The following is a 21,853-nucleotide window of genomic DNA, read 5'->3' as shown; positions in this document are numbered from 1 at the left end:
CCGCGGGCGCGACCCGAATAATCCCTTCCAAGCCCGTCGAAGGCCGAATCGGCCACGACGGGAGCCCCGACAGGAAGGAGTTCGCCCGATGGCCACCGCCGCCCCCGCCGCAACCGATGCGGTCGCGCCGAAGAAAGGCAAGAAGAAGCTGCTGATCATCGTCGGCGCGCTCGTCGCCGTGCTGGCGATCGGCGGCGGTGCCGCGGTCTTCCTGATGAAGAAGAACGCCACCGAAGCCGAGGCCGAGGACGGCACCGAAGAGGCCGCTCCGGCCAAGGCCGCGAAGCACGATCCCAAGGCCGCGCCGACCTTCGTCGCGCTCGACCCGTTCACCGTGAACCTCGCCGACCGCGATGCCGAGCGCTACGCGCAGGTGGGCATCACGCTGGAAGTCGCCGACGCCCACCTGGGCGACACGATCAAGGCCTACATGCCGGCGATCCGCAACAACATCCTGATGGCGCTGGCCGACAAGACCGCCGCCCAGCTGTCGGACCGCGAAGGCAAGGCCAAGTTCGCCGAGCAGGTGCGCCGCGAGACCTCGCGCGCGATGGGCCACGAGGTCGAGGAGCCCGACGAGGAGGCTGCCGCCGACGACGAGGACAAGCCGAAGAAGAAGAAAAAGAAGAAGGAAGCGGAGATGCCGATCTCGGCCGTGCACTTCTCCAACTTCATCATCCAGTGACACCCGCTCGATGAACCAGCAGATCCTCTCGCAGGACGAAGTCGACGCACTGCTGCAGGGCATCACCGGCGAAAGCCAGAAGCTCGAGCAGGAGGAGCAGACCGCCGGCGGCATCCGCGACTACGACCTCTCCTCCCAGGAGCGCATCGTCCGCGGACGCATGCCGACGATGGAGGTGATCAACGAGCGTTTCGCCCGCAACATCCGCATCGGCCTGTTCAACCTGATCCGCAAGTCGCCCGAGGTGTCGATCGGCGGCATCAAGGTGCAGAAGTTCAGCGCCTTCCTGCGCGAGATCGTCGTGCCGACGAACTTCAACCTCGTGTCGGTCAAGCCGCTGCGCGGCTCGGGGCTGATCGTCTGCGACCCGAACGTCGTCTTCGCCGTCATCGACGCGCTGTTCGGCGGCGCCGGCAAGTTCCACACGCGCATCGAAGGGCGCGACTTCTCGCCGACCGAGCTGCGCGTCATCCTGCGCCTCGTCGAGTGCATCATCAGCGAGTACAGGAAGGCCTGGCACGGCATCTACCCGCTCGAGCTGGAATACCAGCGCTCGGAGATGCAGCCGCAGTTCGCGAACATCGCCACGCCCAGCGAGATCGTCGTCTCCACCGCGTTCACGCTGGAGATCGGCGACACCTCCGGCGCGGTGCACTTCTGCATCCCGTACTCGACGCTGGAGCCGATCCGCGACGTCCTGTACTCGACGATCCAGGGCGACTCGGCCGAACCCGACCGGCGCTGGGTCAACCTGCTCAAGCACCAGATCCAGGCCGCCGAGGTCGACCTCGTGGCCGAGCTCGGGCACGCGCCGGCGACCGTCGAGCAGCTGCTGTCGTTCAAGCCGGGCGACTTCATCGAGCTCGACCTGGACCCGATGATCAAGGCGAAGGTGGATGGCGTGCCCGTCTTCGACTGCCACTACGGCACCTCCAACGGCCGCTACGCGATCAAGATCGACCGACTGCTGACCAGCTCCAACGTGGGCTGGCTCGGAGAGCAAAACCATGGCTGACACCAACATGTCCGAAGAGGACCGCATGGCCGCGGAATGGGCTGCGGCGCTGGCCGAGACCAAGGAACCCGAGGTCGCCTCCGAGGTTCGCGGCCCGGCCGAGACGGTGGCGCCGGCGGCGTTCACCAACTTCAGCGCGTCGGTGCCGGCCTCCGGCTCGGGCAACGACATCAACATGATCCTGGACATCCCCGTCCAGCTCACCGTCGAACTCGGCCGCACGCGCATCCCGATCAAGCACATCCTGCAGCTCGCGCAAGGCTCGGTCGTCGAGCTCGACGCGATGGCCGGCGAGCCGATGGACGTGCTCGTCAACGGCTACCTCATCGCCCAGGGCGAGGTGGTGGTCGTCAACGACAAGTTCGGCATCCGGCTCACCGACATCGTCACGCCCAGCGAGCGCATGCGCCGGCTGTCGCGCACCTGAGGACCACGACGTGGACGCATCCGCCGGGCTCGGCGCCCTCTTCTCGTTTGCCGCCGTCGTCGCGCTGATCCCGGTGGCACTGTGGCTGCTGCGGCGCACGCCGATGGGCCGCAACGCCTCGTCGAGCGGCCTGCGCACCGTCGCCGCGCTGCCGCTGTCGAACACGCAGCGCATCGTCACCGTCGAGGTCGGCAGCGGCGAGGAACGGCGCTGGCTGGTGCTCGGCGTGACACCGGGCGCGATCAGCACGCTGCACACGATGGCGCCGCAGGACGAGGCCGTCGCGCCGGCCGCCGGCGCCGCGACGCCCTTCGGCCAGATGCTCGGCCGGCTGCAGCGCCGCGGGGACCACGATGCACGCTGAGCGCACCCTGCGCAGGCTGGCCGCGGCCGCGCTGCTGGCGCTGCCGGCCGCCGCCTTCGCCCAGGCGGGCGGCAACACGCTGCCACTGCTCGTCGGCCAGGGCGCCGGCGGCACCAGCTACTCGGTGCCGATCCAGACGCTGCTGTTCTTCACCACGCTGTCGTTCATCCCGGCGCTGCTGCTGCTGATGACGGGCTTCACGCGCATCGTCATCGTGCTGTCGCTGCTGCGCCAGGCGCTGGGCACGCAGGCTGCGCCGCCGAACCAGGTCATCATCGGCATGAGCCTGTTCCTGACCTTCTTCGTCATGTCGCCGACGCTGGACCGCGTCTACGACCAGGCCTACAAGCCCTTCGCCGAGAACCAGATCGCCTTCGACGAGGCCCTGAAGCGCGGCGAGGTGCCGATGCGCGAGTTCATGCTCAAGCAGACGCGCCAGAGCGACGTGCAGCTGTTCGCCAAGCTGGCCAAGCTGCCGTCCGACGTCAAGAGCGAGGACGTGCCGCTGCGCGTGCTCGTTCCCGCCTTCGTCACCAGCGAGTTGAAGAGCGCGTTCCAGATCGGCTTCATGATCTTCATCCCGTTCCTGATCATCGACATGATCGTCGCCAGCGTGCTGATGAGCCTGGGGATGATGATGCTGTCGCCGGTGCTCGTGGCGCTGCCGTTCAAGCTGATGCTCTTCGTGCTCGCCGACGGCTGGAACCTGCTGCTGGGTTCGCTCGCCGCCTCATTCGTCACCTGAGAATTGCCATGGACGCACAACAAGTCCTCTCGCTGGGGCAGCAAGGCCTGTATCTGCTGCTGCTGGTCTCGGCGCCGGTGCTGCTGGTCGTGATGGTCATCGGCCTGGTCGTCAGCGTGCTGCAGGCGGCCACGCAGATCAACGAGGCGACGCTCAGCTTCGTGCCCAAGATCGTCGGCGCCGTGGCCGTGCTCGGCTTCGCCGGGCCGTGGATGCTCACGACGCTGGTCGAGTACCTGCAGCGCACGCTGCAGGCCATCCCGAGCGTCGTCGGCTGAACGCCTCGCGCAGCGCAGCGCCGTGATCAGCTTCGACGAAGCCCAGATCCTCGGCTGGATCACGCCGCTGGTCTGGCCCTTCCTGCGCGCGCTGGCGCTGTTCACCTCGATGCCGGTGCTGGGCACGCGCAGCGTTCCCACGCGCGTGCGCATCGGCCTGGCAGCGCTGATCGCCTTCGCCGCGCAGCCTTCGCTGCCGCCGGTGGAGCCGGTGCCGCTGGACTCGCCGCTGGCCTTCGTGCTCATCGTGCAGCAGTTGCTGATCGGCCTGTCGCTGGGCTTCGCGGTGCGCATCGTCTTCGCCGCGGTCGAGTTCGCCGGCGAGATCATCGGCTTGCAGATGGGGCTGAACTTCGCCGGCTTCTTCGACCCGCTGCGCGGCGGCACCGCCACCGCCACCAGCCGCTTCTACGGCACGACGATCGCCTGGCTGTTCATCGTCATCAATGGCCACCTGCTGGTCATCGCCGCGCTGGTGCAGAGCTTCACCGCGTTCCCGGTGGCGCCCGAGCCCTTCGCCTTCCTGAAGGAGGCGCGCCCGCACCTGTGGGCCGCGCAGATCTTCTCGATCGGGCTGTGGATCGCGCTGCCGCTGGTGGCGATGATGCTGCTCGTCAACATCGTGCTCGGCGCGGTGTCGCGCGTGGCGCCGCAGATGAACGTCTTCGCGATCGGCTTCCCGATCACGCTGGGCGTCGGCCTGCTCGGCATCCTGCTGACGCTGCCGGCGATGCAGTCGCCGTTCATCGTCGCGCTGGAGCAGCTGCTGGCGCTGTTCCAGTAGCTTCGGCGGCCTGGCGGCCGCCTCAGCGTTCGATGCGCGCCCAGGCGGAATGGTTGTGGATCGACTCGAAGTTCTCGACGTCGACCACGTAGCGGCCGATGCGCGGCTCGCGGTTCAGGCGCAGCGCGACGTCGCGCACCAGGTCCTCGACGAACTTCGGGTTCTCGTAGGCGCGCTCGGTGACCCACTTCTCGTCGCTGCGCTTCAACATCGGCCAGATCTCGCTGGAGGCCTCGTCCTCGGCGAAACGCACGAGCTCGTGCCACTCGACGGGCTGCAGCAGCTCGACGCGGATCGTGACGATCGAACGCTGGTTGTGCGCGCCGTAGTCGGAGATCTCCTTGGAGCACGGGCACAGGCTCTTCACCGGCACCGCGACCTCGGCCCACAGCGTGGTCCTCGGGCTGTCGCCGTCCAGCCGGGTCTCGGCGATCCAGCGCCCCTGGTAGTCGAGCAGGCTCTGCAGCCCCGAGACCGGCGCACGCTTTCGCAGGAAGAACGAGAACGAGGCCTCGACGCGGCCTTCGCTCGCGCCCAGCTTGTCGAGCATCGCGGCATGTCGGCGCGCCAGCGCGGCGGCGTCCAGCGGCTCGTCCAGCGCGTCCAGCCAGGCGACGAAACGCGACATGTGCGTGCCCTTCTGCTCGGCCGGCAGCGCGACGTCCAGCGTCCACGAGGCCGTCGCCGCCTGCACCGCACCGGCGACACGCAGCTGCAGCGGGTAACGAACGTCCTTGACGCCCACGCGCTGGATCGCGACGTGGCGCTCGTCGCGTGCGCTCTGGGTGTCGGGGATGTGGAGGGCGTCGGTCAGGTTCGTCATTTCGGGCTGAATGATGCCTGCGTTCGGCGCAGCGGTCGGTGCAAGGGTTTCCACGCAGCGTTCAATCAAGGCGAAGGCCGCCCGCAGGCGGCCTTCGGCACGGGCGGCAGCCGGATCAACCGTTGACCGCGGCCAGCGCCGGGCGGCTGGCGAAACGCTTGCGGATCGAGGCCTCGATGCCCTCGGCGTCCAGACCCATCATCGACAGCAGCTTGTTCGGGTCGCCGTGTTCGGTGAAGCGGTCGGGGATGCCCAGCTGCAGCACCGGCGTCGTGACACCGGCGGCGGCCAGGCACTCGAGCACCGCGCTGCCGGCGCCGCCCATCACGCAGCCTTCCTCGACGGTGACCAGGGCCTCGTGGCGGCGCGCCATCTCCAGCACCAGCGCCTCGTCCATCGGCTTCACGAAACGCATGTCGACCACGGTTGCGCCGAGCTTCTCGGCGGCGGCCAGCGCCGGGTGCAGCAGGGTGCCGAAAGCCAGGATCGCGACGCGCTGGCCTTCGCGGCGCACGACGCCCTTGCCCCATTCCCATTCGCTCAGGCCGGTCTCGACCTCGGCACCGCAGCCGCTGCCGCGCGGGTAGCGCACGGCCACCGGCTGGTCGCGGCGGTAGGCCGTCGTCAGCGCCTGGCGGCATTCGTTCTCGTCGCTGGGCGCGAGCAGCGCGCAGTTCGGGATGCAGCGGATGAAGGCGATGTCGTAGACGCCGGCGTGCGTCGGGCCGTCGGCGCCGACGATGCCGCCGCGGTCGAGCGCGAAGACCACCGGCAGGTTCTGCAGCGCCACGTCGTGCACCAGCTGGTCGTAGGCGCGCTGCAGGAAGGTGCTGTAGATCGCGACGACGGGCTTGAGGCCTTCGCAGGCCAGGCCGGCGGCAAACGTCACCGCGTGCTGCTCGGCGATGCCGACGTCGTGGTAGCGGCGCGGGAAACGCTTGTGGAACTCGACCATGCCCGAGCCTTCGCGCATCGCCGGCGTGATGCCCACGAGGCGCTCGTCGGCCTCGGCCATGTCGCACAGCCACTGGCCGAAGACCTGGGTGAAGGTCGGCTTGCCGCCGCTGCTCTTGGGGAAGCCCTCGGCCGGGTTGAAGCGGCCGCTGGCGGCGTGGTACTTGACCGGGTCGGCCTCGGCCATCTTGTAGCCGTAGCCCTTCTTCGTGACCACGTGCAGGAACTGCGGGCCCTTCTTGTTGCGCAGGTTCTCCAGCGTCGGGATCAGCGCGTCGAGGTCGTGGCCGTCGATCGGGCCGACGTAGTTGAAGCCGAACTCCTCGAAGATCGTGCCCGGCACGACCATGCCCTTGGCGTGTTCCTCGAAGCGGCGCGCCAGCTCGAACAGCGGCGGCGCGGCCTTGAGCACGGCCTTGGCGCCCTCGCGCGCGGCGGCGTAGAAGTTGCCGCTCATCAGCCGCGCCAGGTGCTTGTTCAGCGCGCCCACCGGCGGGCTGATCGACATGTCGTTGTCGTTGAGGATGACGAGGATGTCGGCGTTGACGCCGGCATGCGGCACACCGGCGTTGTTCAGCGCCTCGAAGGCCATGCCGGCGGTCATCGAACCGTCGCCGATGACGGCGATCGCCTTGCGCTCCTCGCCCTTCTGCTTGGCCGCCATCGCCATGCCCAGCGCGGCGCTGATGCTGGTCGAGCTGTGACCGGTGGCGAAGGTGTCGTACTCGCTCTCGTCGCGGCGCGGGAAGCCGGCGATGCCGCCCAGCTGGCGCAGCGTGTGCATGCGCTCGCGCCGGCCGGTCAGCACCTTGTGCGGGTAGGTCTGGTGGCCGACGTCCCAGACGATGCGGTCGTGCGGCGTGTTGAACACGTAGTGCAGCGCGACCGTCAGCTCCACCGTGCCCAGGTTGCTGCCGAGGTGGCCCCCGGTCTGGCTGACGGTGTCGAGCACGAACTCGCGCACTTCGCGCGCGAGGCCGGGCAGGTCGCTGCGCGACATGCGGCGCAGGTCGGCGGGCGTCTGGATCGAATCGAGGATTTTGCTCATGTCAGTTTCCACCGCGCTGGACGAGCCGCGGCGCCGGTGACGGCACCACGAACCGCTCCCGATGTCGCCCGCCTCCCAACGGCCGGCAACGGGGATGAAGCCGTCAGTTCAGTTCTCGCGTTCCACCACCTTGTCGGCGATCGTGGCCAGTGCCGCGACATCGGCCAGGCCGGCGCGCTCGAGCGCCGCGAGCGCCTGCGCGCGCAGTTCCTGCGCGTAACGGCGAGCGCACTCCAGGCCGAGCACCGAGACGTAGGTCGGCTTGTTGGCCTCCTGGTCCTTGCCGGCGGTCTTGCCGAGCTTGTCCGACGCCTGGGTGCAGTCGAGGATGTCGTCGACGACCTGGAAGGCCAGGCCGATCGCCTCGCCGTAGTCGGACAGTGCCTGCCACGCGTGGGGCGTCGGCGCGCCGCAGGCCGCGCCCATCTGCACGCTGACCAGCAGCAGCGCGCCGGTCTTCTTGCGGTGCATCTCGCGCAGCGTGGCCTCGTCGAGCATCCGCCCGGTGTTGGCGAGGTCGATCGCCTGGCCGCCGGCCATGCCGGCATGGCCCGCCGCCCGCGCCAGCAGCCGCACCAGGCGCGCCTGCAGCGCCGGCTCGACGCCTTCGTCGGGGGTCAGGATCTCGAAGGCCAGCGCCTGCATCGCGTCGCCGGCGAGCATGGCCTGGGCCTCGCCGTACTTCACGTGCACCGTCGGCTTGCCGCGGCGCAGCACGTCGTTGTCCATGCACGGCATGTCGTCGTGCACCAGCGAGTAGGCGTGGATCAGTTCCACCGCGCAGGCGCTGCGCAGCGCGGCCTCGCGCGAGCCGCCCAGCGCTTCGCAGGCGGCGATCACCAGCAGCGGCCGCAGCCGCTTGCCGCCGTCAAGCACGCCGTAGCGCATCGCTTCGCCGAGGCCGGCGGGGGCATTGTCGGGAACCCAGGCTTCGAGCGCGGCTTCCACCGCGTCGAGCTGGTGTCGCGCCCATTGGTCGAAATTCAGGGTGCGCTCCATGTCTTCAGCTGTCCATCGTCAAGTAGCTTGACCTGTTCCTCGACCGCCTGCAGCCGGTTACGACAAAAGGTCAGCAGTTCGCTGCCGCGCCTGTAGCCGTCGAGCAACTGGTCCAGCGGCATCTGGCCGGTCTCCATGCGCTGGACCAGGCGGTCCAGTTCGGCGACGGCTTCCTCGTAGCTGGCGGGCTCCTGCGGGGCGGGGACGGACGACATTCGGTGGGAACGTGACAGCAAGCGGGGCATTCTAGACACACGGGAGCGTCGCGCTCGGGCACTTGGCGTGCCCCGTCCGCGAACCCACCCGGCCGGTACAATGGTCGGTTCGCCTGACGAAACCTGGACGCCACCGTGGGGCGTCGAGCGTCAGGCGCCATGCCCGCCCGCGGGGCCACCGGGCGGGGGTTTGGACATCCGTCACGGAGGATCCCCTCGGATCATGTCTGACCTGAGCATCAGTCTCGAAGCTCTCGAGCGAAGCACGTCTCAGCTTCCCGTCACCCGTTATTTCGACGAGGGTCTGTTCCAGCAGGAACAGAAACTCATCTTCGATGCCGGACCGCGCTACGTCGGGCACGAGCTCGCCGTACCCGCCACCGGCGACTACCACGCCCTCGTGCACGAAGGCGAGGGCCGTGCGCTGGTGCGCCACGAACGCGGCGTCGAGCTCGTCTCCAACGTCTGCCGCCACCGCCAGGCGATCATGCTCAAGGGCCGCGGCCGCACCCAGGGCGGCATCGTCTGTCCGCTGCACCGCTGGACCTACGACCTCGAAGGCCGGCTCGTCGGCGCGCCGCACTTCCCCGAAGACCCCTGCCTGAACCTGAAGCAGTACCCGCTGCGCCGCTGGAACGGCCTGTTGTTCGAGGACAACGGGCGCGACATCGCCGCCGACCTGGCCGGCATGGCGCCGCAGCCGCTGCTCGACTTCTCGGGTTACGTCTTCGACCGCGCGGTCGTGCACGAGTGCGACTACAACTGGAAGACCTTCATCGAGGTCTACCTCGAGGACTACCACGTCGGCCCGTTCCACCCGGGGCTGGGTTCGTTCGTCACCTGCAACGACCTGAGCTGGGAGTTCGGCGCGCACCACTCGGTGCAGACGGTGGGCGTGCACCAGGCGCTGGCGCGCCCGGGTTCGCCGGTCTACCGCCGCTGGCACGACGCGCTGCTCGCCTACCGTGCCGGCCAGCCGCCGGCGCAGGGCGCGGTGTGGCTGACGCTGTACCCGACGATCATGGTCGAGTGGTATCCGCACGTGCTCGTCGTGTCCTCGCTGTTCCCCAAGGGCCCGCGCAAGACGCTGAACCTGGTCGAGTTCTTCTACCCCGAGGAGATCGCCCTGTTCGAGCGCGAGTTCGTCGACGCCCAGCAGGCCGCCTACATGGAGACCTGCGTCGAGGACGACGAGATCGCGGAGAGAATGGACGCCGGCCGCCGCGCGCTGATGGAGCGCGGCGACAACGAGGTCGGGCCCTACCAGAGCCCGACGGAAGACGGCATGCAACAGTTCCACGAGTGGTACCGGCGGCAGATGAACCTCGCACGATGAGCCGCACGCGCGCGGCCCCCGGGCCGTTGCGCGCGCCCCTGCTGATCACCGGCGCCGCCTTCCTCTTCGCGGCGATGGGGCTGTGCGTCAAGCTCGCCTCGGCGCAGTACGGCGCCGGCGAGATCGTCATGTACAGATCGGCCGTCGGCGTCGTGCTGATGGCGCTGATGCTGCGCGCCGGCCGTACGCCGCTCGCCACGCGCGTGCCCTTGCTGCACCTGCAGCGCAGCGCGGCCGGTGTCGGCGCGATCTGCCTGTGGTTCTACGCCCTGGGCGCGCTGCCGCTGGCCACCGGGATGACGCTGAACTACACCTCGTCGGTGTGGGTCGCCGTCTTCGTCGTCGGCGCCGCCTGGGGCCGCGGCCAGCGGCCGGATGCGAGGCTGGTGATGGCGGTGCTGGCCGGTTTCGTCGGCGTCGCGCTGATCCTCAAACCCACGCTCGAGACGCGCCAGCTGCTGCACGGCCTGGCCGGACTGGTCTCCGGGCTGCTGTCGGCGCGCGCCTATCTGCACGTGCGTTCGCTGGGCCAGGCCGGCGAGCCCGAAGAACGCATCGTCTTCTACTTCGCCGCCGGCGGCGTGGCGGCCGGCGCGCTACTGATGTTCGCGTCCGGCGGCCCCAGCGCGCACACCGGGCGCGGCGCCGCGCTGCTGCTGGCCACCGGCGTGCTGGCCTCGGTGGCGCAGCTGATGCTGACGCGCGCCTACGCCATCGGCCAGCCGATGACGAACGCGGTGCTGCAGTACCTGGGCATCGTGTTCTCCTTCGGCTTCGGCGTCTGGCTGTTCGATGATCCGGTCACGGTGTCGGCGCTGGCCGGCATGGCGCTGATCGTCGCCGCCGGCATCGCCGCCACCTGGCTGGCGCGCACGCCCCGCCGCACCCCTTCCACGGAGACCTGAGATGAGCTTCACCACCCTCGTGAGCGCCGAGGACCTGCGCGCCGCGGCGCCCGGCGTCGTCGTGCTCGACTGCGGCTTCGACCTCGGCGACCCGACCGCCGGCGAACGTGCGTTTGCCGCCGGCCACCTGCCCGGCGCGATCTACGCCCATCTGGAGCGCGAGCTGTCCGGCCCCAAGGGCGACGGCAGCCACGGCCGCCACCCGCTGCCCACGCGCGAAGCCTTCGCCGCGACCGTCGGCGCCTGGGGCATCGGCCCCGAGACCCAGGTCGTCTGCTACGACGCCCAGGGCGGCCCGTACGCGGCGCGCGCCTGGTGGATGCTGAAGTGGCTGGGCCACGGCAAGGTCGCGGTGCTCGACGGCGGCCCGGCCGCCTGGACCGTCGCCGGCGGCGAACTCGTGACCTCGGCCACCGCGCCGGCCGCCGGCGCGCCCTACCCGCTGAGCGCCGAGCCGGCGATGGCGACGCTCACCGCCGAGTCGCTGCTCGCCGCGCTGGGCCACGTGCGCCTGGTCGACGCACGCGCCGGCGAACGTTTCCGCGGCGAGGTCGAGCCGATCGACCCGGTCGGCGGCCACATCCCCGGCGCGACGAACCGCTGCTTCAAGGACAACCTGCTGGCCGACGGCCGCTTCAAGCCGGCCAACGCGCTGCGCGCCGAGTTCGAACGCTGGGCCACGCCGGCCGAGCAGGTGGTGCACCAGTGCGGCAGCGGCGTCACCGCCTGCCACAACCTGCTGGCGATGGCGCACGCCGGCTACGAGGGCATGCGGCTGTACCCGGGGTCGTGGAGCGAGTGGTGCCGAGACCCGTCGCGGCCCATCGCGCGCGGTTGACCGCGATCAATCCAATGCCGCTTGCAGGAACGTCGACCCTGCAGAACACTCGAAACATCGAACCACGAGGAGTCTCCATGTACAAGCGCATCCTGGTCCCCACCGACGGCTCCGAGATCACGGCCAAGGCGGTCCAGACGGCCCTGGAACTGGCCCAGCTCGCCGGCGCCGAGATGTTCGTCATCGGCGTCAAGGAGCCCTTCCCGTACAGCGCGATCTCCGAGATGCAGCCGGTGCCGCCGCAGGAGTTCTACGACGCGCAGGAACGCATCGCGTCGTCGCGCGTGAAGGCGGTGATCGAGGCCGCCACCGCCGTCGGCGTGGCCTGCAGCGGCCACACGATCGAGGCCCTGCATCCCTGGGAGGCGATCATCGATCACGCCAAGAACCAGGAATGCGATCTGATCGTCATGGCCTCGCACGGCCGCCGCGGCGTCAGCGCGCTGCTGCTGGGCAGCGAGACGCAGAAAGTGCTGACGCACAGCACGCTGCCGGTGCTGGTCGTGCGCTGAACGCGCCCTCCGATCTCGCGTTGAACCCCGCCGCCCGGCGGGGTTTTTCTTTGTGCGACCTCAGGCCGGCTGCACCGCCAGCCGGCCCTTCTGCGCCGCCAGCGTGCGCGCCAGCAGCGAGGCCAGCGCGTAGAGCGCATCCACCGTCGGCGTCGGCCGGCCGACGATGCGGCCGAGTTCGGCCACCGCGCCGACCAGCGCCTCCAGCTCCAGCGCGCGGCCGTGTTCGACGTCCTGCAGCATCGAGGTCTTGTGCGCACCCACCGCCTCGGCACCGGCCAGGCGCTGTTCCAGCGTGATGCGAAAACGCACGCCCAGCGCCTCGGCCACCGCCTGGGCCTCGGCCATCGCCGCGGCGGCCAGCGCCCGGGTCGGGCCGAAGCGGGTGATGTCCTCCAGCGTCGCCTGCGTCAGCGCGCTGATCGGGTTGAAGCACAGGTTGCCCCAGAGCTTGACCCAGAGCTCGGCGCGGATGTCGCGCGCCACCGGCGCCTTGAACCCGGCACGCATCAGCGCCTGCGACAGTGCCTCGACCCGTTCGCTGCGGCTGCCGTCGGGCTCGCCGATCGTGAAGCGGTTGCCCTCGACGACACGCACCAGCCCCGGCTCGACGAGTTCGGCCGCCGGATAGACGATGCCGCCGATGACGCGCTCCGGCGCGATCGCCGCGGCGATGCGCCCGCCCGGGTCCACGCTGTCCAGCTGACGCCCTTCGTACGGGCCGGCGAGCTGGTGGAAGTACCACCAGGGCACGCCGTTGATCATCGTGACGACGCTGGTGTGCGGCGCCAGCAGCGCCGGCAGCCCGGGCAGCAGGTCGGCGACCTGGTGCGCCTTGACGGCCAGGATGACCACGTCCTGCGGCCCGGCCTCGTCCATGCGTTCGAAAGCCCTGGCCTCGGGCGCCGCGAGTTCGCTGCCGTCCTCGAGGATCAGGCGAAAGCCCCGTGCGCGGATCGCCTGCAGGTTGCGCCCGCGCGCGATGAAGCTGACCTGCTCGCCGGCAGCCGACAGCCGCGCGCCCAGGTAGCCGCCGATCGCGCCGGCGCCGACGATCGTGATCTTCATCCGCCCAGGCCCAGCTTGGCGGCCATGCCGATGCGCTGCAGCTTGCCGGTCGCGCCCTTGGGGATCTCGGCCATGAACAGGATGCGCCTGGGCACCTTGAAGTCGGCGACACGCGCGGCGACGAAGTCCTGCAGCTCGCGTTCGGTCGGCTGCTGCCCCTCGCGCAGCACGACGGCGGCGCCGACCTCCTCGCCCAGCTTCGGATGCGGCATGCCGAAGCAGACGACCTGGGCCACCGCCGGGTGGTCCATCAGGATCTCGTCGATCTCGCGCGGGCTGATCTTCTCGCCGCCGCGGTTGATGATCTCCTTCAGGCGCCCGGTGATCGTCACGTAGCCGTCGGCGTCCAGCGTGCCCTGGTCGCCGGTGCGGAACCAGCCGTCGGTGAAGGCCTCGGCGTTGGCCTGGGGGTTGGACTCGTAGCCGGCGCTGACGTTGGGGCCGCGGATGACGATCTCGCCGACCGCGCCGCGCGGCAGCAGCGTGCCGTGCTCGTCCATGATCGCGATCTCGGGCCCCGCCGCCGGGCCGACCGTGCCGGGCTTGCGCACCGCCGGCGGCAACGGGTTGCAGGCCATCTGGTGCGTGGCCTCGGTCATGCCGTAGGCCTCGATCAGCGGCGCGCGGAACACTTCTTCCAGCTCGCGGATCACCTGCGGCGGCATCGACGACGACGACGAGCGCAGGAAACGCAGCGGGTGCCGCGCGATGAGCTCGGCGTTGCGCCGCGCGCGGCCCAGGATCGCCTGGTGCATCGTCGGCACCGCCGTGTACCAGGTGGGCGCGGCCTCGTCCATCCAGCCGAAGAACTTCAGCGCGTCGAAACCCGGCGTGCAGAAGATGCGCGAGCCCGCGGCCAGCGGCGCCAGCACGCCGGCGATCAGGCCGTGGATGTGGAACAGCGGCATCACGTTCAGTCCGCCGTCGGCCGGCGTCAGCTGCAGCGTGTCGCGGATGTGCTGCGCCGACGCCGCCAGGTTGGCCTGGGTGAGCGGCACGATCTTCGGCCGCGAGGTCGTGCCCGAGGTGTGCAGCACCATCGAGACGTCGCCCGGCTGGGCCTCGCCGCCCTCGACGGCCGGCGTGCTGTCGGCGCTGCCGTCGCGCGGCACCAGCGTGAAGCTGCCGGCCGGCGCGCCGTCGGCGACGACGAGCTCGAGCACACGCACGCCCAGGCGTTCGGCCACCGCCACCGCCGGCGAGGCGCTGCCGCGCTCGACGATCAGCGCCTTGGCGCGCAGGTCCGACAGATAGAACTCGAACTCCTCGGCGCGGTAGGCCGGGTTCAGCGGCGCGGCAGCGACGCCGCTGGCGCAGGCGACGAAGCAGCTCGCCATCTCCGGGCCGTTGGCCAGCACGATGGCAACACGCTCGCCGCGTCCCACGCCCAGCGTGTTCAGCGTCGACACGGTGCCGGCGATCTGCGCGCGCAGGCCGCGGTAGTTCAGCGGCGCGCGGCCGGGTGCGGCCAGCGCGACGGCGTCTTCGGCGCCGGCTCGCAGCAGCGCCTCCAGAGTCTGGTGCATCGGGAACTCCTTGCGGACGACCGAGGCGTTATACCGCCGGTGCCGGCAGCGTCCCGAGCAGACGCGCGACGGCGTCGGGGGCTTCCTCGTGTGCGAGGTGGCCGACACCGGGCAGCGGCAGCAGCAGCGCCCGCGGGCACAGCGAGGCCACGCGCCGCGCCTGCGACGGCCGCACCGCGCGGTCGTGCAGCCCGGTGACCAGCCACAGCGGCACCGGGAAACGCCGCAGGTCCTGCTCCATCGTGCTCAGGTCCCAGTGGGCCATCATGCCCAGCGCGGCCTCGGCGTGGCCGGGGCGTGTCATCAGCGCCCGGTAGGCGTCCAGCCCGTCCTGGTCCAGGTGCGAGCCGGTGCCTTCGATCAAGCGGCGCACCACCGCCGGGTCCTCGGCTCGGCGTGCGAACAGGTGCGAGACCCAGCGCTGCGCGTATAAGAGCCGCGCCAGCGGCGACAGCAGCGCCGCAGCGCGCCCGCCGAAGGGCAGGAAGGCGCCGTTGATCGAGACCACGACCGACGGCTTCACCAGGCCGTCGAGCACCATGCGCACCGCGACCGCGGCGCCGGCCGAGTGGCCGACGATGACGTCGGGCGCGAGCTTCATCTCGGCCAGCAGCGCGCCGACGGCGGCGGCCATGCCGGGCAGCGTCAGCTGCTCGGGCGTCGGCCGGCTGGTCTCGCCGTGGCCTGGCAGGTCGGGCGCGACGAGGCGCCAGCGCCAGGCCAGGCGCTCGCCCAGCGCCGCCATGCTGTGCGCCGACGCGCCGGTGCCGTGCAGCAGCAGCATCGTGCCCGGGCCGCGCCCGGAACGTTCGACGTGCCAGCGCAGGCCGGCGGCGTTGACGAAGCGGCGGTCTTCAGCCACCGGCGCGGGCGCGCACCACCTGCGACAGGGTCTGCGCGCCGGCGTAGGGCAGCGGCATGTAGGTCGCCTGCATCGCGCCGGCGATCTTGCGCGCCTGCGCCGCCGGCTGCGGCGAGGTGTCGATCAGCATCGTCGCCGCGCCGCTGGCGAGCATGCGCTTCGCGGCGTCGAGCGCATCGGCCTCGGCCTTGGGCCGCCCGCCGGTGCCGTCGAGCGCGACGTTGGCGCGGCCGTCGGTCAGGAAGACCACCAGCGGCGTGTCGCCACGGCGGCGGATCGACTCGGCCAGCGCGCCGGCGGCGTCGACCGCCGCCGCCAGCGGCGTGCCGCCGCCGCCCGGCAGGCCGGCCAGGCTGCGTTTGGCGCGCACCAGCGAACGCGTCGGCGGCAACAGCAGCTCGGCCGCCTTGCCGCGGAAGGCGATCACCGCCACCTTGTCGCGGCGCACGTAGCAGTCGGCCAGCAGCAGCTCGACCGCGCCCTTGGCCTCGGCCATGCGGTTGAGCGCCGACGAGCCCGAGGCGTCGACGACGAAGATCGTCGTCGTCTCGCGCCGCTGGCGGTAGTGGGTGACGTGGAAATCGTCGGGCCGCACCTGCACCCGCGGCTTGATGGCGCCGCGCACACGCTGCCAGGGCGCGGCGGCGCGCAGCGTCGCGATCAGGTTCAGGCGCTGGCCGGCCTTGGGCTCGCCGCGGCGGATGCCCGACGGACGCCCGCGGTGGCCACCCTTGTGCAGCGCGCCCGACTTGCCCGACGAACGCGCCCGTTCGCGCGAGGCGTAGTCGGCCTGCATCTGCGCCAGGAGCGCCGGCGGCAGCGAGGCGAGCACGGCGTCGAGCACCTGGTCTTCCATCGGGCCCTTCAGCTCCTCGGCCTGCTGCTCGTTGTCCGGCGGCGGCGGGTCCTGGTTCGGGTCCTGGTCCGGCGGCGGCGGCGGCGGCTCCTCGGGCGGGGCTTCCTGCTCGGGCGGCGCCGGCAGCTGCGTGGCGCGCGGCGCGAACACCAGGCGCGCGGCGGCCGAGGCGTCCTCGGCCTCCACCGTGTCGCGGCCGTTCAGCGCGGCGTGCGCGCAGGCCACGTGCAGGGCGTGCAGCGGCGCGCGCAGCGAGGCGATGCCCAGCGCGACGGCAGCCTGCACCAGCGCCTGCAGCGCCTCGTCGCCGCAGCGCACACGCGGCAGCAGCGCCCGCGCGTCGGCGACGTCGCCGAAGTCGATCTCGGGCGCTTCGCGCGGCGGGATCTGCGTGAAGTCGAGCTTGAGCCCCAGGCGGTCGGTCAGCGCGATCGGCACCGGGTCGTCGTCGGGGCCGCCTTCGTCGAAGGCGACGACGCCGAAACGTGTCGGGTGCGACAGCGCGACGCCGTCGCGTTCGACGACGACTTCGTGGCGGTCGATCACCGCGGCCATCTTCGCCGCGGTGCCCGGCGGCAGGCGTTCGGCCATCACCGCGAGCACGACGCCGCCGTCGGCATCGGCGAGCAGGCCGCGCTGCGCGACCGGGCGCCCGGCCTGCAGCGTGCCGGCGAGGTCCAGGCCGCCGAGCAGGCGGTCGTCGGCGATGCCCACCGGCATGCGCCGCGGCGGCGTCGGCAGCGCACGCGACAGCGCGGCCAGCCAGCGGTCGCGCACCGGGCCGGCGGGCGAGCGCACATGCACGCCGCCGATGCCCGCCGGGTCGACGGCGAACACCGCCGCCGCCAGCGTGGCGTCTTCCCAGGCCTTGGAGGACATCAGGCGAACAGTTCCTGCACCGCGCGGTCCACGCGCACCGTGGAGCCGGCGTCGTCGAGCACGTTGCGGCGCAGACGGTGGCGCAGCGCCGGCGCGGCGATGCGCTTCAACTGGCTGTCGCCGACGGCCTTGTCGCCGTCGATCGCGGCCAGCGCGCGCGCGGCACGCATCAGCGTCAGCTCGCCACGCAGGCCGTCGGTGCCGAGCTTCATGCACAGCTGGGCGGCGCGCTCCAGCGCCGCGTCGGGCACCTGCACCTCTTCCAGGCGCTTGCGCGCGGCCAGGATGCGGCGGCGGATCTTGTCGTCCTCGGCCTTCCACTTCTCGGTGAAGCCCTCGGGGTCGCGCTCGAAGGCGTCGCGGCGGCGCACGATCTCGATGCGCACCGGGATGTCGGTCGGCGTCTTGACCTCGACCGACAGGCCGAAGCGGTCCAGCAGCTGCGGCCGCAGCTCGCCTTCTTCCGGGTTGCCCGAGCCGACCAGCACGAAGCGCGCGGGGTGGCGCACCGACAGGCCTTCACGCTCGACGACGTTCTCGCCCGAGGCGGCGACGTCGATCAGCAGGTCGACGAGGTGGTCTTCGAGCAGGTTGACTTCGTCGATGTACAGGAAGCCGCGGTTGGCGCGCGCCAGCAGGCCGGGCTCGAAGGCCTTGACACCCTGGGACAGCGCGCGTTCGAGGTCGAGCGCGCCGACGACGCGGTCTTCGGTGGCGCCCAGCGGCAGGTCGACGACCGGCACCGGCACCTGGTGGGTCTTGGGCTTGGGCGCGCCGGCGGGTTCGAGCGCCGGGTCACGGTTGTAGGGGCAGCCGACGACGGCCTTCATCTTGGGCAGCAGCGCCGCCAGCGCACGCACGGCGGTCGACTTGCCGGTGCCGCGGTCGCCGAAGACCAGCACCCCGCCCACGCTCGGGTCCACCGCGGCGATGAGGATCGCGAGCTTCATCTCGTCCTGGCCGACGATGGCCGAGAAGGGATAGGTCAACTTCATGAGGAAACGGCTTTCAGGAGGGTCGGAATCTCAGGAATTGCGCTCGCTGGTGGCGAGGTGGCGGCGGGCGCGCCGCAGCACGAGGTAGGCGACGCCGGCGAGCAGCGGGATCGACAGGCCCACGATCAGCTCGGGGTCCAGCGGCAGCCCGGCGGCCTTGCCGCCCTTGACGACGTAGCCGACGAGGCCGGCCGCGTAGTAGACGATGGCCGCCATCGACAGCCCTTCGACCGCCTTCTGCAGCCGCAGCTGCAGCTGCGCGCGCCGGTTCATCGACGCCAGCAGCGCCTGGTTCTGCTTCTCGCGGGCGATGCCCACGCGCGTGGCCAGCAGCCCGCTGGCCTGCGCGACGCGGTCGGCCAGCTCGTGCAGGCGCTGCGAGACGGTGTTGCAGGTGGCCACGGCCGGCGTGAAGCGCCGGGCCATGAACTCCTCGATGGTCTGCGTGCCGGCGATGCGCACCTCGCGCAGCTCGGCGATGCGGGTGCGCACCAGCTCGGCATAGGCGCGCGTGGCGCCGAAGCGGTACTGGGTCGCGGTGAGCTCGTGCTCGATCTCGGCGGCGGTGCGCGTCAGCTCCTGCAGCAGACGTTCCTCGTCGGCGCCTTCGCGCGCGATCTCGCCGGTCAGCGTCTCGAGCGAGCGTTCGATCTGCACGATGCGCGGCAGCTGCTCGCGTGCCATCGGCAGCGCCAGCAGCGCGAGCATGCGGTAGGCCTCGATCTCCAGCAGCCGCTGCAGCATGCGGCCGGCCTGGCGCGGCGTCAGGCCGCGGTCCATCAGCAAGAAACGCGCGCAGCCGTCGGCGTGGATCTTGAAGTCGGTGAAGGCGTAACCGGCGCCTTCGCCGATCGACGAACCGACGACGATGTTGCCGCCGAAGTGGTCGGCGAGCGCCTGCGGGTCGGGCACCTCCTGGGCGCCGGCGACGAGCTTGGCGTGCGCGGCGACGATGGTCTGGCCGGGGATGGCCTCCAGCCAGCCGGCGGGCAGGCGTGTGGTCGCCGGCTCGGTGAACGGCGTCGGGCTCAGCCCGTCGAGCAGGAAGACGTAGCCGGAGAACTCGCCGTGGCGCTCCCATTTGATGCGCAAGGGCCCCAGCTGGGCGCTGAACTGCGTCAGCCCGGCGTCCGGGGGCACGACGGCGAAAGCCTCGAACAGGCGCACGATGTGGGCGCGCTCGCTGTCGCGGTCGGTCGGGTCGACCATCACCGCGACATAGGTCGCACGCGACGGCAACTCCAGCGGCTCGGGCGGGCGAGCGTGGACTTCGTCAGCGAGTTCGAAACGACCGGGATAGTCGGGTGGAAGCTGCGGCATCAGACGTGACCTGAGGGGCCCGAAGTATGGCATCCCCCCTGATCGACCGAGGCGACACGGATCAAGCAGCGGAGTGACCCCATTTCAGCGGACAATAGGGGGTTAGCGATAGCACGAGGCCCCCGAGCCCCCGATACAGCGCCATGGCCACCCGCCGTTCCGCAGCACCGTCCAATTCCGCCCCACAAGGCCCGAAACTCCGTCAGACCCAGGCCGAGTACACCGCCGCACGCCCGAATGCCGAACCCGGCGTCAAGCCGATGATGTCCAGCTCGAAGATGTACGTGTGCATCAAGTGCCACGCCAACTTCAAGACGGGCGACGGCAAGCCCGACCCGCGCCTGCGCGGGCTGGGCCGTTGCAACAACTGCCTGGGCATCACCACCCCGGCGACCTGAGCCGGCGTCGACGCCTGCCTCGTCCGGCCACGGCGCCATGCCGTGGCTGGCATCTTGTCGTGTCGGCTCGCTCCCGGGCGGGCTGACCGCGCCGGCTCAGCCGCCGCTGCGCCGCACCGTCCAGCCCTGCTGCTGGAGCAAGGCCAGCACCTTGTCGCGGTGCTCGCCCTGGATCTCGATGACGCCGTCCTTGGCCGTGCCGCCGCTGCCGCAGTGCGCCTTCAGGCGTTTGGCCAGGGCGGCCAGCGCCGCCTCGTCGAGCGCCAGCCCACGCACGACGGTGACCCCCTTGCCGCCTCGGCCGGCGGTCTCGCGGCCGACGCGCACGACGCCATCGCCGGCCGGCACCGCCTTCGGCGCAGCACAGGCGCAGTCGGCCAGCGGCCGGCGGCAGGCCGGGCACATGCGCCCGCCCTCGGTGGAATAGACCAGGCCGCCGGCGCCGGCACGGCGGCGGTCGTTCATCGCGCCCATGCTGCGTGCCGCGACGGCCGTGCCGCGGCACGGCGGCGGTTCATCGGGATCGTGTTCATCACGGCCGCGAGCATAAGCGCGCGCCGGGCACGGCCATGCGCCGCCGGCGCGGGCTGCGCTACGCTCGCGGCCCTCGCCGCCTCCGACACGTCACCGCCTTGAGCAGCACCGCCCGCCCCGCCGATCCCGCCCGCCCCGAACGCTGGCACCTGGACGCCGGCGACCGTGCCGATGCCCTGCTCGTCGTGCCCGCCGACGCGCGCCGCGAGCGCCGCTTCGAGATCTCGGTGGCGATGAGCGTTCGCCCGCTCGACGGCGCACGCTCGCCCTGGCACGCGCTGCGCGTGCTCGCCGACGGCGAGCTGCAGTGGTCGCGGCGCATCGCCACCGACACCCAGGGCCGCTACGACGGCCTGGACTACCGCTTCCGGCGCAGCGTGCCGGTGGGCCGCGAGCTGCGGGTGCAGGCCTTCGTCGAATGCGGCGGCGCCGAGCGGCTGCGGCTGGTCATCGAGGCCGAAGAAGAGACCTGATCAGGACGCGGGTGCGAGGCCGACGACGGCGCCGATGTCGTGCACGTGCGCGGTGTCTCCGTGCACCAGCACCCGCGTGGCGTCGGCGAGCGCGAGTTCGTAGGCGAAATGGCTGCCGCGAAAGCTCCGCTCGGCCACCGTCGCCGGCACGCCGCCTTCGCGCACCAGGCGCAGCGCCTGCGGACGCAGCAGCACGCGCGTGCCGTCGCCGTCTTCGAAAGCCGGTGTCCCGCCATCGAACAGGCCCAGCGCGGTCGACCAGCCGTCGGCGACGCGCCGCGCCGGCAGCAGCACGCCGCAGCCGACCAGCGCCGCAACCTCGGGCGTCGCCGGGCGCCGGTAGAGCTCCAAGGCGTCGGCCCACTGGCACAACCGGCCGCCGGCCATGACGCCGATGCGGTCGGCCATCGCGAAGGCCTCGGGCTGGTCGTGCGTGACCATCAGCGCGGTGGCGCCGGCCTGGCGCAGGATGCTGCGCAGCTCGCGTGCGATCGACTCGCGCAGCCCGGTGTCCAGGCTGGAGAACGGCTCGTCGAGCAGCAGCAGCGCCGGCCGCGGCGCCAGCGCGCGGGCGATCGCGACACGCTGCTGCTGGCCACCGGACAGCTCGTGCGGCCAGCGCCTGCACATGCCGTCCAGGCCGACCAGCGCCAGCATCTGGGCGACGCGCGCGCGGCGTTCGGCCGCCGCCAGGCCGCGCAGCCCGAACGCGACGTTGCCCTCGACGTCCAGATGCGGGAACAGCGCGTGCTCCTGGAAGACCATGCCGACGCCGCGTTCGCGCGCCGGCAGCTGGTGCCCGGCGCTGGCGACGACGCGCCCGTCGAGCAGGATGCGGCCGCCGCGCGGCGCCTCGAAGCCGGCGATGGCGCGCAGCAGCGTCGTCTTGCCGCAGCCCGAGGGCCCCAGCAGGCAGCCGATCTCGCCGCGCGCCAGGCCGAGCGTGGCCCGCTGCACGACGTCCGTCGCGCCATAACCCAGGGTGAGGTGTTCGACTTCGAGCATCGTGAGCGA

The 21,853-nt window shown here is 71.4% G+C and carries 25 protein-coding genes; 13 read left to right on the top strand and 12 right to left on the bottom strand.

Features of this window, described 5'->3' with window-relative positions; all coding sequences use genetic code 11:
• Nucleotides 1-88 precede the first annotated feature (88 nt).
• From EV684_RS15220 to fliR, 7 genes are read left to right on the top strand one after another with little or no spacing between them, the layout of a single operon-like run.
• Nucleotides 89-685: a flagellar basal body-associated FliL family protein gene (locus EV684_RS15220; protein WP_132648137.1), complete on the top strand. Its 597-nt coding sequence runs from the start codon at nt 89-91 to the stop codon at nt 683-685.
• Between the two features lie 10 nt (nt 686-695).
• Nucleotides 696-1,700, top strand: coding sequence for a flagellar motor switch protein FliM (fliM, locus tag EV684_RS15215; RefSeq protein WP_132648136.1), 1,005 nt, complete (start codon nt 696-698; stop codon nt 1,698-1,700).
• Nucleotides 1,693-2,127 carry a flagellar motor switch protein FliN gene (gene fliN / locus EV684_RS15210; RefSeq protein WP_132648135.1) on the top strand — a complete coding sequence of 145 codons (435 nt, stop codon included), beginning with the start codon at nt 1,693-1,695 and terminating at the stop codon, nt 2,125-2,127. The genes fliM and fliN overlap by 8 nt, the downstream gene beginning before the upstream one ends.
• 10 nt (nt 2,128-2,137) lie before the next feature.
• Nucleotides 2,138-2,491 carry a FliO/MopB family protein gene (locus tag EV684_RS15205; protein ID WP_132648134.1) on the top strand — a complete coding sequence of 118 codons (354 nt, stop codon included), beginning with the start codon at nt 2,138-2,140 and terminating at the stop codon, nt 2,489-2,491.
• On the top strand, nt 2,481-3,236 hold the full coding sequence (fliP, locus tag EV684_RS15200) for a flagellar type III secretion system pore protein FliP (RefSeq protein WP_132648133.1): 756 nt from the start codon (nt 2,481-2,483) through the stop codon (nt 3,234-3,236). The genes EV684_RS15205 and fliP overlap by 11 nt, the downstream gene beginning before the upstream one ends.
• A gap of 8 nt (nt 3,237-3,244) precedes the next feature.
• Entirely contained in the window at nt 3,245-3,514 is a 270-nt protein-coding gene (gene fliQ / locus EV684_RS15195; protein ID WP_132648132.1) for a flagellar biosynthesis protein FliQ, read from the top strand.
• A gap of 22 nt (nt 3,515-3,536) precedes the next feature.
• On the top strand, nt 3,537-4,298 hold the full coding sequence (gene fliR, locus EV684_RS15190; protein WP_132648131.1) for a flagellar biosynthetic protein FliR: 762 nt from the start codon (nt 3,537-3,539) through the stop codon (nt 4,296-4,298).
• Nucleotides 4,299-4,320: 22 nt separating this feature from the next.
• Here fliR and folE2 read toward each other — a convergent pair whose 3' ends face one another.
• The 4 genes from folE2 to xseB all read right to left on the bottom strand — a co-directional run bounded on the left by folE2 (nt 4,321) and on the right by xseB (nt 8,337).
• Entirely contained in the window at nt 4,321-5,121 is an 801-nt protein-coding gene (gene folE2 / locus EV684_RS15185) for a GTP cyclohydrolase FolE2 (RefSeq protein WP_132648130.1), read from the bottom strand.
• 115 nt (nt 5,122-5,236) lie between these two features.
• Entirely contained in the window at nt 5,237-7,123 is a 1,887-nt protein-coding gene (gene dxs / locus EV684_RS15180) for a 1-deoxy-D-xylulose-5-phosphate synthase (RefSeq protein WP_132648129.1), read from the bottom strand.
• Nucleotides 7,124-7,231: 108 nt separating this feature from the next.
• Entirely contained in the window at nt 7,232-8,122 is an 891-nt protein-coding gene (locus tag EV684_RS15175; protein ID WP_132648128.1) for a polyprenyl synthetase family protein, read from the bottom strand.
• Nucleotides 8,107-8,337 carry an exodeoxyribonuclease VII small subunit gene (gene xseB / locus EV684_RS15170; RefSeq protein WP_014427872.1) on the bottom strand — a complete coding sequence of 77 codons (231 nt, stop codon included), beginning with the start codon at nt 8,335-8,337 and terminating at the stop codon, nt 8,107-8,109. The genes EV684_RS15175 and xseB overlap by 16 nt, the downstream gene beginning before the upstream one ends.
• Nucleotides 8,338-8,560: 223 nt before the next feature.
• Between xseB and EV684_RS15165 the strand changes: the two genes are divergently transcribed.
• The 4 genes from EV684_RS15165 (at nt 8,561) to EV684_RS15150 (ending at nt 11,928) form a co-directional block, all read left to right on the top strand.
• Nucleotides 8,561-9,673, top strand: coding sequence for an aromatic ring-hydroxylating oxygenase subunit alpha (locus tag EV684_RS15165; protein WP_132648127.1), 1,113 nt, complete (start codon nt 8,561-8,563; stop codon nt 9,671-9,673).
• Nucleotides 9,670-10,578 (top strand): DMT family transporter, encoded by a 909-nt coding sequence (locus EV684_RS15160; RefSeq protein WP_132648126.1) that lies wholly within the window; start codon nt 9,670-9,672, stop codon nt 10,576-10,578. Before EV684_RS15165 ends, EV684_RS15160 begins: the two co-directional genes overlap by 4 nt.
• Before the next feature lies 1 nt (nt 10,579).
• Nucleotides 10,580-11,416: a sulfurtransferase gene (locus tag EV684_RS15155; protein WP_132648125.1), complete on the top strand. Its 837-nt coding sequence runs from the start codon at nt 10,580-10,582 to the stop codon at nt 11,414-11,416.
• Between the two features lie 77 nt (nt 11,417-11,493).
• A complete protein-coding gene (locus EV684_RS15150) occupies nt 11,494-11,928 on the top strand; it encodes a universal stress protein (protein WP_132648124.1) in 435 nt (144 codons plus the stop codon).
• A 60-nt stretch (nt 11,929-11,988) separates the two neighbouring features.
• Here EV684_RS15150 and EV684_RS15145 read toward each other — a convergent pair whose 3' ends face one another.
• Genes EV684_RS15145 through EV684_RS15120 form a run of 6 tightly spaced genes read right to left on the bottom strand, consistent with a single transcriptional unit; the run spans nt 11,989 to nt 19,434 of the window.
• A complete protein-coding gene (locus EV684_RS15145) occupies nt 11,989-12,996 on the bottom strand; it encodes a 2-dehydropantoate 2-reductase (RefSeq protein WP_132648123.1) in 1,008 nt (335 codons plus the stop codon).
• A complete protein-coding gene (locus EV684_RS15140; RefSeq protein ID WP_132648122.1) occupies nt 12,993-14,522 on the bottom strand; it encodes an acyl--CoA ligase in 1,530 nt (509 codons plus the stop codon). Before EV684_RS15140 ends, EV684_RS15145 begins: the two co-directional genes overlap by 4 nt.
• Nucleotides 14,523-14,550: 28 nt before the next feature.
• Nucleotides 14,551-15,384, bottom strand: coding sequence for an alpha/beta fold hydrolase BchO (gene bchO, locus EV684_RS15135; RefSeq protein WP_132648121.1), 834 nt, complete (start codon nt 15,382-15,384; stop codon nt 14,551-14,553).
• Complete coding sequence (locus EV684_RS15130) at nt 15,377-17,119, bottom strand: magnesium chelatase subunit D (RefSeq protein ID WP_132648120.1); 1,743 nt, start codon at nt 17,117-17,119, stop codon at nt 15,377-15,379. The genes bchO and EV684_RS15130 overlap by 8 nt, the downstream gene beginning before the upstream one ends.
• Complete coding sequence (gene bchI / locus EV684_RS15125) at nt 17,119-18,114, bottom strand: magnesium chelatase ATPase subunit I (protein WP_132648119.1); 996 nt, start codon at nt 18,112-18,114, stop codon at nt 17,119-17,121. The genes EV684_RS15130 and bchI overlap by 1 nt, the downstream gene beginning before the upstream one ends.
• Before the next feature lie 30 nt (nt 18,115-18,144).
• A complete protein-coding gene (locus EV684_RS15120; protein ID WP_132648118.1) occupies nt 18,145-19,434 on the bottom strand; it encodes a DUF3422 family protein in 1,290 nt (429 codons plus the stop codon).
• Between the two features lie 143 nt (nt 19,435-19,577).
• Here EV684_RS15120 and EV684_RS15115 point away from each other — a divergent pair, with 143 nt between their 5' ends.
• Entirely contained in the window at nt 19,578-19,832 is a 255-nt protein-coding gene (locus EV684_RS15115; RefSeq protein ID WP_132648117.1) for a hypothetical protein, read from the top strand.
• A gap of 96 nt (nt 19,833-19,928) precedes the next feature.
• Here the strand turns inward: EV684_RS15115 and EV684_RS15110 are convergent, their stop codons facing one another.
• Nucleotides 19,929-20,297: a translation initiation factor Sui1 gene (locus EV684_RS15110; RefSeq protein ID WP_132648116.1), complete on the bottom strand. Its 369-nt coding sequence runs from the start codon at nt 20,295-20,297 to the stop codon at nt 19,929-19,931.
• A 167-nt stretch (nt 20,298-20,464) separates the two neighbouring features.
• Here EV684_RS15110 and EV684_RS15105 point away from each other — a divergent pair, with 167 nt between their 5' ends.
• Nucleotides 20,465-20,839 carry a hypothetical protein gene (locus tag EV684_RS15105; RefSeq protein ID WP_132648115.1) on the top strand — a complete coding sequence of 125 codons (375 nt, stop codon included), beginning with the start codon at nt 20,465-20,467 and terminating at the stop codon, nt 20,837-20,839.
• Here the strand turns inward: EV684_RS15105 and EV684_RS15100 are convergent, their stop codons facing one another.
• Nucleotides 20,840-21,844: an ABC transporter ATP-binding protein gene (locus tag EV684_RS15100; RefSeq protein ID WP_132648114.1), complete on the bottom strand. Its 1,005-nt coding sequence runs from the start codon at nt 21,842-21,844 to the stop codon at nt 20,840-20,842. It lies immediately after the preceding gene.
• Between the last annotated feature and the right edge of the window lie 9 nt (nt 21,845-21,853).

It is taken from the genome of Rubrivivax gelatinosus (assembly GCF_004340905.1).
Taxonomy (GTDB): Bacteria; Pseudomonadota; Gammaproteobacteria; order Burkholderiales; family Burkholderiaceae_C; genus Rubrivivax; species Rubrivivax gelatinosus.
This window is presented reverse-complemented; position numbering and strand designations above follow the sequence as displayed.